The sequence below is a fragment of the Streptomyces sp. NTD91 genome, assembly GCF_059510455.1.
In genome coordinates this window covers 59,254-72,993 of sequence record NZ_JCAJZW010000025.1, presented here as the reverse complement: position 1 = coordinate 72,993, position 13,740 = coordinate 59,254, and the positions used below count along the sequence as shown (strand labels likewise).

Here is a 13,740-nt window from a genome sequence, read left to right as displayed (position 1 = left end):
GGGGGCAGAAAATGGACGACCGCACCGGCCTGCGGGAAGAGACGGGGGCAGAGGGCGCCGGCGGCGCCGGCACCGAGCGGGAGCCGCGGGCCGTCCCCGGCCACGACACCGAGCGGGATCCGTCCGCACCCGGCGGCGAGGCCGTCCCCGGCGCCGACGAGCAGGTCCCGCGGCCCGCCCCCGCCCCCGTCTCCGACGCGACCGCCGCAGGCCGGAAGAGGAAGGTCCGCCGACGTGTCCGGCGCTGTGCCCTCGCCGCCCTCGCCCTTCTGCTGCTGCCCCTTCTCGCCGCGGAGACCGCCCTGCGTCTCAACTACGGCGGCACCCCCGACCGCGGCGCGCACACCCGCGGCCGCGACGCCGTCTGGGTCGGGCACGCCTGGATCGACGGCCGGAAGACCGACGCCGACGTCACCGCCCTCGTCCACCGTCTGCGGCACACCGGCATCCGTGACCTGTACGTCCACGCGGGCCCGCTCGAACACGACGGCACGCTGCCCGAGTCGGCGTATCCCAGGGCCGGTTGGCTCACAAGGACCCTGCGCCGTCGAGCGCCGTGGCTGCGCGTGCAGGCCTGGCTCGGTGACGAGGTCGCCCCCGAGAAGCCGTACGCCATGCACCTGGAGCGCCCCGCGACCCGCGCCGCCGTGGTGGAGTCCACCCGCCGCGTCCTGGACGCCGGTTTCGAGGGCGCCCACTTCGATCTGGAGCCGCTGCACTCCGGCGACCGGAACTACCTCGCGCTTCTCGACGCCCTGCGCCGCGTCACCCGCGGCCACCACGCCCTGCTCTCCGTCGCCGCCCACCAGATCGATCCGCTCCCGGCGTTCCACTCCTTCTGGGGCACCCTCACCGGGCACCCCAAGTGGTGGTCGCAGGAGTACTTCGGGCAGGTCGCGCGGCGGGTCGACCAGATCGCGGTGATGTCGTACGACACCATGCAGCCGACGCAGAGTCTGTACGGCGGCTATGTCGCCCAGCAGACCTCGCTGGCGCTGGAGGTCACCCCCGAATCCACCGACCTGCTCATGGGCCTGCCCTTCTACCACGAGAACCGCTTCGGCCACTGGGCCCATGCCGAGACCGTCCCGGCCGCCGTACGCGGCGTCCGGCTCGGCCTGTCCCGCACCGACAAGGGCCGGGCCCGGTTCGGCGTGGCCCTGTACGTGGACTTCGCCGCCACGGAGGCGGACTGGCGGGCGTACGAGGGAAAATGGGTCCGCTGACGGGAGCCGCTGCGGAACACTCGGCGCGGTGACCCGAACACGGCAGCACCGGACCGTCGCCGGCCTCGCCCCGCTCACCCGCGCCGCCCTCGGGCGCCACCGCACCCTCACGGCAGTCACTCGGCTGCGCGGCGGCTCCAAGAAGGGTGTCCACCAGCTCCACCTGGACGACGGCGGCACCGCGATCGCCTACGTCTGGTCGCCGGACGAGGACTACTGGGACCAGCCGGAGGCCGACCCCCAGGACCTTTCTCGCACGCCTGCGGACTCGATCTGTTCACCGCCTCCCGCGAGCGCCTGGCGGCCGTCGGTGTCCGCACACCCCGCCTGCTCCACGTCGACCGCGCCCTGTCCGCCGCCGTGGTCGAGGACCTGCCCGGCGGCAGCCTTCAGCAGGCCCTGCGCCGGGACCCGCGAGCGGCGGGACTCGCCGACGGCGACTTTCCCTTTGCGAAATCCATGCGCGACGTCGCCGAACACAACCTGGTGCAGGCGCTGGACCTGGTGACACGCTGACCGTCATGCGCATGTTCCTGGCGGTGGCGGGCGCCATCGCCTTCGGCCTGCTCGGACTGTCCGGGATCGTGAGCCTCGTCACCGGCTGGGTCCTGCCCTGGGGCCGCAGCCGGGTACTGCGCCCGCGGCTGTGGGGTTCAGGCAGCCTGCTGGGAGCTGTCGGCGGGGCGGTGTACCTCTACCTGGGCCCGCTCTCCGAGGAGTACGGCCCCGTGCCCTGGCTCGGCTGGATCGTCTTCATGGCCGGGCTGGGCCTGCAGGTGCTGGCCCGGCGGCCCGGCCGTCCTGTTCCTACGAAGACCTCCTCCTGATCTTCGAGCCCAGCCACACCAGCGGGTCGTACTTGCGGTCGGCCACGCGCTCCTTCAGCGGGATCAGGGCGTTGTCCGTGATCTTGATGCCTTCGGGGCAGACCTCGGTGCAGCACTTGGTGATGTTGCAGTAGCCGAGGCCGTGGTCGTCCTGGGCCGTGCGCTTGCGGTCCAGGCCGGTCCCGGCGGCCGCGTCCAGCGGGTGCATGTCCAGCTCGGCGATCCGCATCAGGAAGCGCGGGCCCGCGTACGCCGGCTTGTTCTGCTCGTGGTCGCGCACGACATGGCAGACGTCCTGGCACAGGAAGCACTCGATGCACTTGCGGAACTCCTGCGAGCGCTCCACGTCCTCCTGCATCATCCGGTACTCGCCCGGACCGAGACCGGGCGGCGGCACGAAGGCCGGAACCTGCCTGGCCTTCTCGTAGTTGAAGCCGACATCGGTCACCAGGTCGCGGACCACGGGGAACGCGCGCAGCGGGGTGACCGTGATCGTCTCCGCCCGGTCGAAGACCGACATGCGGGTCATGCACATCAGCCGGGGCCGGCCGTTGATCTCCGCCGAGCACGAGCCGCACTTGCCGGCCTTGCAGTTCCAGCGCACGGCCAGGTCGGGCACCTGGGTGGCCTGGAGGCGGTGGATGATGTCCAGGACCACCTCGCCGTCGTTGACCTCGACGGTGAAGTCCTCCAGGCCGCCGCCCTCGACATCGCCCCGCCACACCTTGAAGCGGGCCTCGTAGCTGGTCACTCGTACAGCTCCTCTTCGGCGAGGTACTTGACCAGCTCCTCCTTCTCGAAGAGGGCGAGCAGGTCCGGGCGGATGGGGTCGGTGGTCTCACGGGTGAGGCGGATCTGGCCGCGCGCGGGATCGGTCGCCGCGAGGCCGCCGGTCGGGTCGGCGAGGGTGCACAGCAGGTTCACGTTGCGCCAGACGCGGTCCATGGTCGGGTGGTCCTCGCGGGTGTGGCCGCCGCGCGACTCGGTGCGTTCCAGGGCGGCGCGGGCCACGCACTCGCTGACCAGCAGCATGTTCCTGAGGTCCAGGGCCAGGTGCCAGCCGGGGTTGAACTGACGGTGGCCCTCCACCCCGGCCCGACGGGCCCGTGCCCGCAGTTCGGCGAGCTTGTGCAGGGCCTGCTCCATCTCGCCCTCGCGGCGGATGATGCCGACCAGGTCGTTCATGGTCTGCTGGAGCTCCTGGTGCAGGGTGTACGGGTTCTCCGGCGGCCCCGCCTCGCCCTCCCGGTCCGCCTCGGCGGAGAAGGGCCGCAGGGCCTCCGCCGCCGCCGTGTTGACCTGGGCGTCGTCCACCGGGGGGCGCCGGTGGGCCAGCCCCTGCGCGTACTCCGCCGCGTGCCAGCCCGCCCGGCGGCCGAAGACCAGCAGGTCGGAGAGCGAGTTGCCGCCGAGCCGGTTGGATCCGTGCATCCCGCCCGCCACCTCACCGGCCGCGAACAGACCGGGCACCCCGCGCGCCGCCGCCGTGTCGGAGCCGACCGCGATGCCGCCCATCACGTAGTGACAGGTCGGCCCGACCTCCATCGCCTCCGCCGTGATGTCGACGTCCGCCAGCTCCTTGAACTGGTGGTACATGGACGGCAGCCGGCGCCGGATCACCTCGGCCGGCATCCGGGTGGACACGTCGAGGAACACCCCGCCGTGCGGGGAGCCCCGGCCCGCCTTCACCTCCGAGTTGATGGCGCGGGCCACCTCGTCGCGGGGGAGCAGCTCCGGTGGGCGCCGGTTGTGGTCCGGGTCGTCGTACCACCGGTCGGCCTCCTCCTCCGACTCGGCGTACTTCTCCTTGAAGACGTCCGGGACGTAGTCGAACATGAACCGCTTGCCCTCGGAATTCCTGAGGACACCGCCGTCGCCGCGCACCGACTCGGTGACGAGGATGCCCTTCACCGACGGCGGCCAGACCATGCCGGTCGGATGGAACTGCACGAACTCCATGTTCAGCAGCGGCGCGCCCGCGAGCAGCGCCAGCGCGTGGCCGTCGCCGGTGTACTCCCAGGAGTTCGAGGTGACCTTGAAGGACTTGCCGATGCCGCCCGTGGCGACGACGACCGCGGGGGCCTCCAGGACGAAGAAGCGGCCGGTCTCGCGCTCGTAGGCGAAGACGCCCGAGACGCGCTCCCCGTCCTTGAGGACCCGGGTGACGGTGCACTCCTGGAAGACCTTCAGCCGGGACTCGTGGTCGCCGGTCTCCTTGAAGTCCTCCTGCTGCAGGGCGACGATCTTCTGCTGCAGGGTGCGGATCAACTCCAGACCCGTACGGTCGCCGACGTGGGCGAGGCGCGGGTACTCGTGGCCGCCGAAGTTGCGCTGGGAGATCCGGCCGTCCTTCGTACGGTCGAACAGCGCGCCCCAGGTCTCCAGCTCCCACACGCGGTCCGGGGCCTCCTTGGCGTGCAGCTCGGCCATCCGCCACTGGTTGAGGAACTTGCCGCCGCGCATGGTGTCGCGGAAGTGCACCTGCCAGTTGTCGTGCTCGTTGGCGTTGGCCATGGCCGCGGCGATGCCGCCCTCGGCCATCACGGTGTGCGCCTTGCCGAACAGGGACTTGCAGATCACCGCCGTACGGGCGCCCCGCTCGCGCGCCTCGATCGCGGCCCGCAGCCCGGCGCCGCCCGCACCGACCACGACGACGTCCCACTCCTGCCGGTCCACCACGGACATCTGACGGCTCACCTGTTTCTAGAAGAAGCGCGGGTCGGCGAAGACCCCGGACGCGACGAGATAGACGTAGAAGTCGGCGAGCGCCACGCTCAGCAGCGACGCCCAGGCCAGCTGCATGTGGCGCGCGTTGAGCCGGCCGACGAACTGCCATGCCTTGTAGCGCACGGGATGTTTGGAGAAGTGCTTGAGCTTGCCGCCGACGATGTGCCGGCAGGAGTGGCAGGAGATGGTGTAGGCCCAGATCAACGTGATGTTGACCAGGAAGACGACGGTGCCGAGGCCCATGTGGCCCCAGTTCTCGTGCGTGTCGCGGAAGGACAGCACCGTGTCGTACGTCAGGACGCCCGCGACCAGGATCGCCGCGTAGAAGAAGTACCGGTGGACGTTCTGCAGGATCAGCGGGAAGCGCGTCTCGCCGGTGTACGTGCGGTGCGGCTCGGCCACCGCGCAGGCGGGCGGGGACGCCCAGAAGCTGCGGTAGTACGCCTTGCGGTAGTAGTAGCAGGTGAGGCGGAAGCCCAGCGGGAAGATCAGGATGATGATCGCCGGGGAGATCGCCCACCAGCTGCCGAAGAGATCGGCGTTCGGGCCCGCGGGCATGCTCTTGCAGTTCTGCGCCAGGCACGGCGAGTAGAACGGCGAGACGTACGGTGCCGAGTAGTAGTGCGCGTCTGCGAAGGCCCGCCAGGTCGAGTAGACGACGAAGGCCAGCAGACCGGCCGCGGTGACGGCGGGCGCCAGCCACCAGCGGTCGGTCCGCAGATGCGGGGCGGTGATCGCGGCGCGCGTTCCGGTCCGTACGCCGCCGCTGTTCTGTTGGGGTTCCGTACCAGTGGCCAAGACAGGCTCCGGTCTTCGGGGATCAGGGGGCGTGGCGGTCGCGGGCGCCCAGACCCTCGTCGTCCGTGTCCGTCCACAGGCTGAGGTCGTAGGGCGCGTCGGAGATGGTGACGAGGTCGGGGCGGCGTGGCGCCTCCGGCGCGGCGGCCGCCTCGCGCAGCAGTGCCACGCTCTCCCGCAGATGGTCGGCGTCCAGCCGGACCCGGCGCATCTCCAGGCCGCCGCTGCCGAGCTGGTGTTCCAGGCGCCCCAGTGACCGGTACAGGTCGTCGAGAGAGCGCTGGACCGAGGTGATGTCGTCGTGCACGGACATGGCTTGCCCTCACTTCCGCGGGTCCGGCTGGCCCCGAGCGGCAACGTTCATGCGCCTTGGAGTGTTGCGCCTCACACCTGCCGGTGTGAAGGCGTGTGCAGCGATTGGCGGAGGCGAACGGATGCATCACCGGTGGCGTTGCGCCATACGGGTGAGGCTGCCGCCCGTCGTCGCCGTGTCTCCCGCGCCGGCCGGATCCTTTCCTCTTCAGTGGGCCGCATAGATCTGATCAGCTCCATATACCGCCAAAGGTGATCAGCTCCATATTCCGACAAATGTGAGCATAAAGCCCGCGGCTTCCCGGAGGTAGCAGAGATGTCCCACGACGGAGTCGGACCGCGCGCCGTGAGGCGATCGGTCGCCTTCCTGACCGCGGGCGCGCTCGCGGTTCCGTTCCTCGCCGGGTGCGGCTCCGACGAGAAGGTCAGCAAGCCCCTGGCCGGGCAGGACATCGCTCCGGTCGCCCGCGACCGGGTCGCCGACGGCGGCACTGTGAAGTGGGCCGTCGACACCCTTCCCGAGACCCTGAACACGTTCCAGGCGGACGCGGACGCCGGCACGACCCGGGTCGCGCAGGCGGTCCTGCCGTCGATGTTCCGGCTGGACGCCGACGGTCGGCCGGTGCCCAACCCCGCCTACCTGGAGTCGGCCAAGGTCATCGAGACCGAGCCGCGCCAGGTCGTGCTGTACAAGCTGAACCAGCAGGCCGTGTGGAGCGACGGCCGAAAGATCGGCGCGGCCGACTTCGTGGCCCAGTGGCGCGCCCTGTCCGGCAAGAACAGCGCCTTCTGGACGGCTCGGAACGCCGGCTACGACCGTATCGAGAAGATCGAGCGCGGCTCCGGCGACTCCCAGGTCCGGGTCACCTTCTCGCGCCCCTACGCAGACTGGAAGTCGCTGTTCTCCCCGCTGTACCCGAAAGAGGTCATGGGCAGCCCCAGCGCCTTCAACGACGGCGCCCGCCGCAAGCTGCCGATCACCGCCGGCCCGTTCACGGTGGAGAACGTCGACACCGCCAAGAAGGACGTCGTCCTCACCCGTAACCCGCGCTGGTGGGGCAGGCGGGCCAAGCTGGCCCACATCGTGCTGCACGCCGTACCCCGCGACAAGCGGGCCGCCGCGCTCGCCGACGGCAGCGTCGACATCGCCGACGTCGAACCCCGTGATGCCCAGCGGATCGGCCTCGCCGCCCGCAGTACCACGAACCCGGTGCAGGTCCGCAGGTCCCTGGAGCCCGCCTACACCCAGCTCGCTCTGAACGGCTCCCGGGGCCCCCTCGCCGACGAACGCGTCCGCAGGGCCGTCGCCCGCGCCCTGGACCGCAAGGAGCTGGCCAAGCTGGTCCTCGCGCCGCTGGGGCTGCCCGCCGTCCCGGTCGGCAGCCACCTCGCCCTGTCGGGGCAGCCCGCGTACGCCGACGACAGCGGCGCGATCGGCGGCCACGACACCAAGGAGGCGCAGGCGCTGCTCGCCGATGCCGGCTGGGTGCCGGGCGGCCCGCTCAAGCAGCCGAACTCGGCCGGCGGCCAGAAGACGGGCGACAAGGCGGCCGGCCCCGAGCGCGACAAGAGCGACGGGAACAACCGCGACAAGAACGGCGGCGCCACGAGCGACGGGGACAACAAGAGCGGGGGACGCGGCAACGAGGGCGACCGGCATCTGGCGCAGGAGGGCCGGCGCGGCGGCGCGCAGGGGGCGTACGCCCCTCAGGGCACGGCCGCGCCCGTCGTCGCCGCGCAGCCGCTCGCCAAGGACGGCAAGCCGCTGACGCTCCGCTTCGTGCTCCCCTCGGGCCCCGGCTCCGAGACCCTGGCCGCGGTCGCCGCGCGGATCTCGGTCATGCTGGACCGGATCGGCATCCGGACGACGATCACCAAGGTGCCGGACACGAGCTTCTTCAAGGACCACGTCGCCTCCGGCGACTACGACCTCGCTCTGTACTCCTGGCCGTCCTCCGCGTTCCCCGCGACGGACGACCGGCCGGTGTACGCCAAGCCGATGCCGGAGGCGGACGGGTCGGTGAACGTCGAGCAGAACTACACCCGGGTCGGCACCGACCAGGTCGACCAGCTCTTCGACGAGGCCGCCACGACGCTGGACGAGGGCGAGGCGGTGTCGCTGATCCGCAAGGCGGACTCCAGGATCTGGGCGACGGCCGGCTCCATCCCGCTGTACCAGCGGCCGCAGCTGGTGGCGGTGCGGAAGAACCTGGTCAATGTCGGGGCCTTCGGATTCCAGACGCCGGTCTACGAGGACATGGGCTACCTGAAGAAGGGCACGAAGAGCGCGGCCGGGTCCACGTCCAGTCCCACGGGCTGACCTTTCGGGGCGGTGGTCACACGGCCCTGAGGAGCCGACTCCCTCGGGGCCACGTACCATGGGGTGAGGCCGTGGCGTGTCAAGCCCGGCAGGGCCCGCGTAACGCACACGTACGCGCAGGCTTTCCTCACACTCCGGGAGTTCGCCGCAATATGGCCACGCGCCACGACATCCGCAACGTCGCCATCGTCGCCCACGTCGACCACGGCAAGACCACCATCGTCGACGGCATGCTGAAGCAGGCCGGCGCGTTCGCCGCCCACCAGCTCGACCAGGTCGACGACCGGGTCATGGACTCGAACGACCTGGAGCGTGAGAAGGGCATCACGATCCTCGCCAAGAACACGGCGGTCAAGTACCACCCGAAGGACGGCGGGGACCCGATCACCATCAACATCATCGACACCCCCGGCCACGCCGACTTCGGCGGCGAGGTCGAGCGCGGTCTGTCGATGGTCGACGGCGTCGTGCTGCTGGTGGACGCCTCCGAGGGCCCGCTGCCGCAGACCCGGTTCGTGCTGCGCAAGGCGCTGCAGGCCAGGCTCCCCGTCATCCTGTGCATCAACAAGACGGACCGCCCGGACGCGCGCATCGACGAGGTCGTCAACGAGACCTACGACCTCTTCCTCGACCTGGACGCCGACGAGGAGCAGATCGAGTTCCCGATCGTCTACGCCTGCGGCCGCGACGGCATCGCCTCGCTGACCAAGCCGGACAACGGCACGGTCCCGGCCGACTCCACCAGCCTGGAGCCGTTCTTCTCCACGATCCTGGAGCACATCCCGGCCCCGACGTACGAGGAGGACGCGCCGCTCCAGGCCCACGTCACCAACCTCGACGCCGACAACTTCCTCGGCCGTATCGCGCTGCTCCGCGTCGAGCAGGGCGAGCTGCGCAAGGGCCAGACGGTCGCCTGGATCAAGCGGGACGGCACCGTGCAGAACGTGCGGATCTCCGAGCTGATGATGACCGAGGCGCTCACCCGCAAGCCGGCGGAGAAGGCCGGCCCCGGTGACATCTGTGCCGTCGCCGGCATCCCGGACATCATGATCGGCGAGACACTGGCCGACACCGAGAACCCGATCCCGCTGCCACTGATCACGGTGGACGAACCCGCGATCTCCATGGTCATCGGTACGAACACCTCCCCGCTGGTCGGCCGCGGCGGCACCGGCAAGGGCGCCGACGCGAAGGCGGCCGTGAAGGACCGCAAGGTCACCGCGCGCCAGGTCAAGGACCGTCTGGACCGCGAGCTTGTCGGCAACGTCAGCCTCCGCGTCCTGGACACCGAGCGCCCCGACGCCTGGGAGGTGCAGGGCCGTGGTGAGCTGGCGCTCGCCATCCTGGTCGAGACCATGCGCCGGGAGGGCTACGAGCTGACGGTCGGCAAGCCGCAGGTCGTCACCAAGGAGGTCGACGGCAAGGTCTACGAGCCGGTCGAGCGCATGACGATCGACGTGCCCGAGGAGCACATGGGCGCGGTCACGCAGCTCATGGGCGTCCGCAAGGGCCGCATGGACAACATGTCCAACCACGGCTCCGGCTGGGTGCGCATGGAGTTCGTGGTGCCCTCGCGCGGTCTGATCGGCTTCCGGACCGAGTTCCTGACGCAGACTCGCGGCACCGGTATCGCGCACTCCATCCACGAGGGCCACGAGCCCTGGTTCGGCCCGCTGCAGACCCGTAACAACGGCTCGCTGGTCGCCGACCGCTCCGGCTCCGTCACGGCGTTCGCGATGACGAACCTTCAGGAGCGCGGCGTGCTCTTCGTGGAGCCGGGAACCGAGGTGTACGAGGGCATGATCGTCGGCGAGAACTCCCGCTCCGACGACATGGACGTCAACATCACCAAGGAGAAGAAGCTCACCAACATGCGGTCCTCGACGGCCGATGTGGCCGAGTCGATCGTGCCCCCGCGCAAGCTGTCGCTCGAGCAGTCGCTGGAGTTCTGCCGTGACGACGAGTGCGTCGAGGTGACTCCGGAAGCCGTTCGCATCCGCAAGGTCGTGCTCGACCAGCGGGAGCGGGCGCGCGCCGCGAGCCGCGCCAAGCACGGCTGATCCGCCGGCAACAGAGCCCGGGTGCCCCCAGCATGGGAGCGCCCGGGCTTTTTGCAACCCGTTTTCCAGGTGTGCATGTCCGACATGCGGAGATCCCTGACCGATAGCCAAGTAACAAGTCCGTTTCGCGCCTTCTTCGGTCGAACAGTTTGTCCAGATTTTGGAAGGTCTAGCCGTGAGCTGTGACTGAATTGAGATCTACGGGCGGTGGTCGGTGGTCGACCCATGGCAGATAGTTAGCCGCGTAGCGCTCGGGTCAATGGGTCTCGCGCTGTGGGGACAGCGCCCGACTCACGAGCACCAGGGGGTGTCTGGCCCTCCGTCAGGGGTGTCGGAGGGAAGACGGAAACCCTCTCCAGTTGGTGAACACGTGAAGTCATGAGGAGGAAACCCCCATGCGCGGTGTCACACGCACCAGGTGGGTCGGTTCGTCGGTTCCAGTGGTGTGACTCGGTTGTAGAACTACGCGCGTCCGGCTGTGGTTTCGCGCGTACTCGGCATACCCGGGCACCACTCACACTCATACCTGTGAAACGGACGAACCGTGACAAGTCCTATCGACATTGAGGGCGGCGGGACTTCGGTCGTCGTCGACGGCGAACCAGGGCCGGAGGCGGAGGGCGAAGCCGTCAAGCTCGAAGGCCGGTCTCCCGGCCAGCTGATGTGGCTGCGTTTCAAGCGCGACCGCACGGGCGTGATCTCGGCCTACGTCGTGGGCTTCTTCTTCCTGATCGCACTGCTCGCCCCGCTGATCGCCAAGCTGTACGGGAAGAACCCCTACACGGTGTACGCGGACGAGCGCCCGGAACTCTTCGACAGCGCCGGCGTTCCGGTGCAGCCCAACGGCGGTATCAGCAGTGATTTCTGGTTCGGCCTCGAACCCGGCAACGGCTACGACGTCTTCACCAAGCTGATCTACGGCATCCGCACCTCGTTGATGATCTCGGTCGCCGTCACGCTCGCGGTCGTGGTGACCGGCATCCTGCTCGGTGTCGCCGCCGGCTATCTCGGCGGCAGGGCGGACTACTTCATCGGCCGCGTCATCGACTTCCTGCTCGCCTTCCCGGCGCAGCTGTTCTTCATCGCGAGCATGCCGGTCGTGGTGTCGCTGTTCGTCAGTCCCCGCGACGAGACGCCCACCTACGTCCGCGTGGTGGCCCTGATCCTCGTCCAGTGGTTCCTGGGCTGGATGGGTCTCGCCCGTATCCTTCGCGGAACCGCGCTCGCCCTGCGGGAGCGGGAGTTCATCGAGGCGGCCAAGGTCAGCGGAGCCTCGCCGTGGCGGATCATCCGCAGGGAGATCCTGCCGAACATCGTCACCCCGCTGCTGGTGCAGGCGACGTACATGCTGCCCAACTTCGTGACGGCCGAGGCCGGTCTGTCCTATCTGGGGGTCGGCATCGTCGAACCGACCCCGGACTGGGGGCAGATGTTCTCCAAGGCGTCCACCGAATTGGTGATGCAGAACGACATCACCTACATGTTCTTCCCCGGCGTATCGATGATCATCTTCGTCGTCGCGTTCAACCTGCTCGGGGACTCGGTCAGGGACGCCTTCGATCCCAAGACCGCGCGCTGACCGCAGTACGTCAACCACACGGAACGTCAGTTTCAAGGATGGGTGGGAAATTTCGTGATGAGTAGGGGCGGACGCCACGTCTACAGCGCGCTCTCCGTGCTCGCCGCCGGGGCTCTCGTGCTCACCGGTTGCAGCAAGGGCGGCAGCGACACCGGTACCAACGACAAGAAGGACCAGCAGGACGCCAAGGCGCAGCAGGCGGCCATCAAGTTCGGCAATGCCACCGACTCCCAGGGCCCCGCGGCCGACGTGCCGGGCGCCAAGAGCGGCGGCACCATGGAGGTGCTGCAGCGGGACAGCTTCGCGCACCTCGACCCGGGGCAGATCTACGTCTCCGACCAGATGGCGCTCGCCCAGCTGATCCACAGAGGCCTCACCGGCTACAAGGCCACCAGCAACGACGGCAAGCAGCACGAGGTCGTCGGCGACCTCGCCACCGACTCCGGCACTACCACCGATGGTGGCAAGACCTGGAAGTACACGCTCAAGGACGGCATCAAGTTCCAGGACGGCAGCCCGATCACGTCCAAGGACGTCCGCCAGTCCATCGAGCGGCTCTTCGCGCCCTTCATCACCCAGGGCCCGACCTACCTCCAGCAGTGGCTGGCCAACGCCTCGGGTGCCAACTACCGCAAGCTGCTCCCGGACGGCCCCTACAAGGGCAAGCACTTGCCGAACAGCGTCCTCGAGACGCCCGACGACAAGACGATCATCTTCCACTTCGCCAAGCCGCACCCGGACCTGCCGTACACGCTCGCCATGGCGGGCTACTCCGTCGTGTCCGCCAAGGGCGACACCAAGGAGAAGTACGACAAGACGCCGCTGGCGACCGGCCCGTACGAGGTCCAGTCGTTCAAGTCCGGCAAGTCCATGGTGCTGGTCAAGAACCCCAACTGGGACCCGAAGACGGACCCGATCCGTCACCAGTACGTCGACCAGTTCAACTTCACGTTCAACCAGCAGTTCGAGACCTCCACCAAGGCCCTGCTGGCGGACAGCGGCCCCGACCAGACCGGCATCAGCTTCAGCAACCAGGTCGACGCGGGCAACCTGTCCCAGGTGCTCCGGGACCCCAAGCTCAAGTCCCGTACGGTCTCCGGCTACCAGCCGTACGTCGGCCAGATGAACATCAACATGAGCAAGCCGGAGATGAAGGACGTCCGCGTCCGCCAGGCCATCGCGTACGCCCTGCCGGTCACGCCGTTCGTGCGTGCCTACGGCGGCACCGACGCGATGGAGGTCGCCGGCGGCATCATCAGCCCGACCGTCAGCGGCTACGACGCCTCCTTCGACCCGTGGGGCAAGAAGAAGAACCCGGCCGGTGACCCGGCGAAGGCCAAGGCGCTGCTGAAGCAGGCCGGCAAGCTCAACATGAAGCTGACCTTCGGCTACATCAACACCCCCGAGGGCCAGCAGTACTCGACGGCCATGGCGGCGGGCCTGCAGAAGGCCGGCTTCAACGTCCAGCGCCAGGAGATCCCGTCCGAGACCTACTACGACCAGGTCTCCAAGCTGAACAACAACTACGACATCTTCCACACCGCGTGGGGCGCCGACTGGCCGTCCGCCTCGACCGTGATCCCGCCGCTGTTCGACGGCCGCGGCATCGCCGACGGCGCGCAGAACTACCCGCAGCTCAACGACCCCAAGGTCAACAGCGAGATCGACCGGATCAGCACGATCACCGACCCGGTCAAGGCCGCGGCCGAGTGGGAGAAGCTCGACCAGTACATCGTCAAGGACGCCGTCGCCGTCGTCCCGACCGCGTACTACAAGCAGACCCAGATCGCCGGTTCCAAGGTCGGCGGCCTCGTCTACGACGACGTGATCGGCGGAGTCGACCCGCGCCGCCTCTTCATCAAGTAACCGTCCTCTCCCGGTACCCGGCGCG

11 protein-coding genes are annotated in these 13,740 nt (G+C 69.1%); 7 read left to right on the top strand and 4 right to left on the bottom strand.

What is annotated here, in order from left to right:
- The first annotated feature begins 11 nt into the window (after positions 1-11).
- The 3 genes from AC5WRT_RS24275 (at position 12) to AC5WRT_RS24265 (ending at position 2,053) form a co-directional block, all read left to right on the top strand.
- Positions 12-1,226: a glycoside hydrolase family 18 protein gene (locus tag AC5WRT_RS24275; protein WP_496095883.1), complete on the top strand. Its 1,215-nt coding sequence runs from the start codon at positions 12-14 to the stop codon at positions 1,224-1,226.
- A gap of 360 nt (positions 1,227-1,586) precedes the next feature.
- On the top strand, positions 1,587-1,742 hold the full coding sequence (locus AC5WRT_RS24270; protein ID WP_496095882.1) for a hypothetical protein: 156 nt from the start codon (positions 1,587-1,589) through the stop codon (positions 1,740-1,742).
- A gap of 5 nt (positions 1,743-1,747) precedes the next feature.
- The gene (locus AC5WRT_RS24265) at positions 1,748-2,053 is read left to right on the top strand and encodes a hypothetical protein (protein WP_496095881.1); all 306 of its coding nucleotides are present in this window, start codon (positions 1,748-1,750) and stop codon (positions 2,051-2,053) included.
- Here the strand turns inward: AC5WRT_RS24265 and AC5WRT_RS24260 are convergent.
- The 4 genes from AC5WRT_RS24260 to AC5WRT_RS24245 are packed head-to-tail and all read right to left on the bottom strand — an operon-like array spanning position 2,034 to position 5,891.
- A complete protein-coding gene (locus tag AC5WRT_RS24260; protein WP_496095880.1) occupies positions 2,034-2,804 on the bottom strand; it encodes a succinate dehydrogenase/fumarate reductase iron-sulfur subunit in 771 nt (256 codons plus the stop codon). The genes AC5WRT_RS24265 and AC5WRT_RS24260 overlap by 20 nt on opposite strands.
- The gene (locus tag AC5WRT_RS24255; RefSeq protein WP_496095879.1) at positions 2,801-4,738 is read right to left on the bottom strand and encodes a fumarate reductase/succinate dehydrogenase flavoprotein subunit; all 1,938 of its coding nucleotides are present in this window, start codon (positions 4,736-4,738) and stop codon (positions 2,801-2,803) included. Before AC5WRT_RS24255 ends, AC5WRT_RS24260 begins: the two co-directional genes overlap by 4 nt.
- An 18-nt stretch (positions 4,739-4,756) precedes the next feature.
- The gene (gene sdhC / locus AC5WRT_RS24250; RefSeq protein WP_496095878.1) at positions 4,757-5,578 is read right to left on the bottom strand and encodes a succinate dehydrogenase subunit SdhC; all 822 of its coding nucleotides are present in this window, start codon (positions 5,576-5,578) and stop codon (positions 4,757-4,759) included.
- 22 nt (positions 5,579-5,600) lie between these two features.
- Positions 5,601-5,891: an Rv0250c family protein gene (locus tag AC5WRT_RS24245; RefSeq protein ID WP_496095877.1), complete on the bottom strand. Its 291-nt coding sequence runs from the start codon at positions 5,889-5,891 to the stop codon at positions 5,601-5,603.
- A gap of 315 nt (positions 5,892-6,206) precedes the next feature.
- Between AC5WRT_RS24245 and AC5WRT_RS24240 the strand changes: the two genes are divergently transcribed.
- The 4 genes from AC5WRT_RS24240 (at position 6,207) to AC5WRT_RS24225 (ending at position 13,715) form a co-directional block, all read left to right on the top strand.
- Entirely contained in the window at positions 6,207-8,210 is a 2,004-nt protein-coding gene (locus AC5WRT_RS24240) for an ABC transporter family substrate-binding protein (protein WP_496095876.1), read from the top strand.
- 152 nt (positions 8,211-8,362) lie between these two features.
- The gene (typA, locus tag AC5WRT_RS24235; RefSeq protein WP_496095875.1) at positions 8,363-10,270 is read left to right on the top strand and encodes a translational GTPase TypA; all 1,908 of its coding nucleotides are present in this window, start codon (positions 8,363-8,365) and stop codon (positions 10,268-10,270) included.
- Between the two features lie 544 nt (positions 10,271-10,814).
- A complete protein-coding gene (locus tag AC5WRT_RS24230; protein ID WP_496095874.1) occupies positions 10,815-11,849 on the top strand; it encodes an ABC transporter permease in 1,035 nt (344 codons plus the stop codon).
- 57 nt (positions 11,850-11,906) lie between these two features.
- Positions 11,907-13,715, top strand: a complete 1,809-nt coding sequence (locus AC5WRT_RS24225) for an ABC transporter substrate-binding protein (RefSeq protein WP_496095873.1) — start codon at positions 11,907-11,909, stop codon at positions 13,713-13,715.
- The last annotated feature ends 25 nt before the right edge of the window (positions 13,716-13,740 follow it).

Coding starts and splice junctions, on each gene's coding strand:
- AC5WRT_RS24245 (WP_496095877.1), bottom strand. CDS start 5,891: ATGTCCGTGCACGACGACATCACCTCGGTCCAGCGCTCTCTCGACGAC.
- AC5WRT_RS24275 (WP_496095883.1), top strand. CDS start 12: ATGGACGACCGCACCGGCCTGCGGGAAGAGACGGGGGCAGAGGGCGCC.
- AC5WRT_RS24225 (WP_496095873.1), top strand. CDS start 11,907: ATGAGTAGGGGCGGACGCCACGTCTACAGCGCGCTCTCCGTGCTCGCC.
- AC5WRT_RS24255 (WP_496095879.1), bottom strand. CDS start 4,738: ATGTCCGTGGTGGACCGGCAGGAGTGGGACGTCGTCGTGGTCGGTGCG.
- typA (WP_496095875.1), top strand. CDS start 8,363: ATGGCCACGCGCCACGACATCCGCAACGTCGCCATCGTCGCCCACGTC.
- AC5WRT_RS24265 (WP_496095881.1), top strand. CDS start 1,748: ATGCGCATGTTCCTGGCGGTGGCGGGCGCCATCGCCTTCGGCCTGCTC.
- AC5WRT_RS24240 (WP_496095876.1), top strand. CDS start 6,207: ATGTCCCACGACGGAGTCGGACCGCGCGCCGTGAGGCGATCGGTCGCC.